Below are 2043 nucleotides of genomic sequence, written 5' to 3' on the forward strand. Positions count from 1 at the left end.
TATGACATCAATGTCTTCTATAATTCCACTAGATTTATTTAAATTAGAGTTGTAACATCGATGTAAGTTGTAAACTCCTTTGTTTCTGAAACTGGCAATGGCGTATTTCTTGGTATGAACTTTTCAACTATTCCTCCCATAGTTTCTATGCCAAGTGATAAAGTCAAAACGTCCAAGAGACCAAGCTCCTATCTTTTGAGCTTGAAGTTAAATAATAAGCCTGCAAAGCTGCCCCAATAACAACTGCTTTATCTGGATCTACATCATTCAGTACCTTATTTTCAAAGAGTTTGACTAGTAAGTTATAAACTAATGGCACTCTACTAGTGCCACTAATTAAATTACCCCTTTTATATCATCAAATTTAAGATCTATATCGTCTATAGTACGAGTGACTATATTGATAGTCCAAAGGACTTATTGCTTGCTCGAATTCCTCTTTGGTAATTTCACATTTAAATAATTCACCGTTAATATTGAATTCAAAAGTTCCAGAGGCATTGCCGCTAAGGTATTCTTTCACGGTACGTGTTGGAGTGTTAGCAGGGCGTTCTTCACTTAAACCCACCTTTTCTCTATACTTATTAAGCACAATAATGCTCAGCAGATGATCAAAATCATCACCACCAAGTTTAGTATCACCACCAACTGCAAGGACTTGAAACACTCCTTGGTGCAATTTCAATATCGAAATATCAAATGTTCCGCCACCGAGGTCATAAACTGCATATATTCCACTGTTATTGTTCTTTTCAATGGAATAAGAAAGCGCCGCAGCAGTTGGCTCATTAACAAGGCGAAGAACTTCTATGCCAGCTAATTTTGCTGCGTATTTAGTTGCGTTACGTGTTGAATCGTTAAAGTAAGCTGGCACAGTAATCACTGCTTTTTTTACTTCCAGCCCTGTAGACTTTTTTACCCTCTCACATAAAGCTTTTAATATTTCAGCAGAAATTTCAACAGGAGTGAGATACTTTCTTCTGCGCATTTTACCCTAATAACTTTTTCACTGTCATCGTCTATTTCAAAATTGATGCCTTCTTTGTGCAAGTCTTTGACACTTTTACCCATTAAACGTTTTTCCGAGTAAATTGCACCTGAGCCAACATCTTAGCTGGTTTTCAATATGTTATTTTCATATGAAAGAGCAGAAGGTAGCAGTTCTCTTCCTTGTCTATAATCCTAATATCTCCACGTCACCAGCTTTATTCATTATATCAATTAAAGAATTGGTAGTGCCAAGGTCTATACCAAACACTGTTTCATTTGAATTCGGTTCAGAAATTTGAATTGGCCGCATTTTTCTTCATTTCCTCAAATGACTTATATAAATATTTCAATCTCAAAACATGCGTAATAGCTTCACCAAAATTCTTTGCAGCAAAAGCATTAATTAGATTTTTGGTGCAACCCTTTATCTTTTCATCAATCATCCAACTTGCAAATTGTAGATCATCACAGTCTAGCAAATACTCTCTTATTTCCATTGATTCATTCAATATTTTAGAATTTATATGGTCCTTTTGGCTTTTTACACCAAAATGATCCAGCAAATGCGCGGCACTTTTTAGTGGTGACTTTACCACTTGATAAGCTTTGTTTATATTTTCCATGTTTTTGGACTGTTTTTCATTTATATCAGCTCTGCTGAGCGCAATATACTTTTTCTCAAGCTCATCAAAGCTGATGTTGAAAGCTTGTTCGATTTCAAACAATGTAAAATAGTTGCTAGACATGAAAAATCTCCACAACCACATTTTCCTTTCTCATTAGGGTTTTTAAAAACAAAACCAGATGAGAGAGAGAGAGAGAGAGAGTTTTTCCTCTACGTAATCTATTTCAGAGCCAATGATAAACATGACAAATTTTGGATCGATCAATACCTTGACTTTTTGGCCATCACTGCAGCTTTCTTCAATTACTGACTCTAAAGGACGAATATCATATGCATATTCAATATCATATTTTAAGCCGGAACATCCTTTTTGTTTAATTAGTACCCTTATTCCTATTGCTTCTTCTGACTTCTCAAGGTTATCGTGC

Annotated in this window: 2 protein-coding genes and 2 pseudogenes; all 4 read right to left on the reverse strand. The window is 35.2% G+C overall.

All coding sequences use genetic code 11. The features are described from left to right. Positions 1 to 38: 38 nt before the first annotated feature. A pseudogene (locus tag HET73_RS07165) lies at positions 39 to 988 on the reverse strand (Hsp70 family protein). A gap of 186 nt (positions 989 to 1174) precedes the next feature. Continuing rightward, positions 1175 to 1300 carry a hypothetical protein gene (locus HET73_RS09220; protein WP_255453414.1) on the reverse strand — a complete coding sequence of 42 codons (126 nt, stop codon included), beginning with the start codon at positions 1298 to 1300 and terminating at the stop codon, positions 1175 to 1177. After that, entirely contained in the window at positions 1278 to 1736 is a 459-nt protein-coding gene (locus tag HET73_RS07170) for an iron-sulfur cluster co-chaperone HscB C-terminal domain-containing protein (protein WP_174133125.1), read from the reverse strand. Before HET73_RS07170 ends, HET73_RS09220 begins: the two co-directional genes overlap by 23 nt. 5 nt (positions 1737 to 1741) lie before the next feature. Next, a pseudogene (locus tag HET73_RS07175) lies at positions 1742 to 2043 on the reverse strand (HesB/IscA family protein); the annotation flags it as partial.

The sequence above is a fragment of the Wolbachia endosymbiont of Atemnus politus genome (assembly GCF_013309895.1).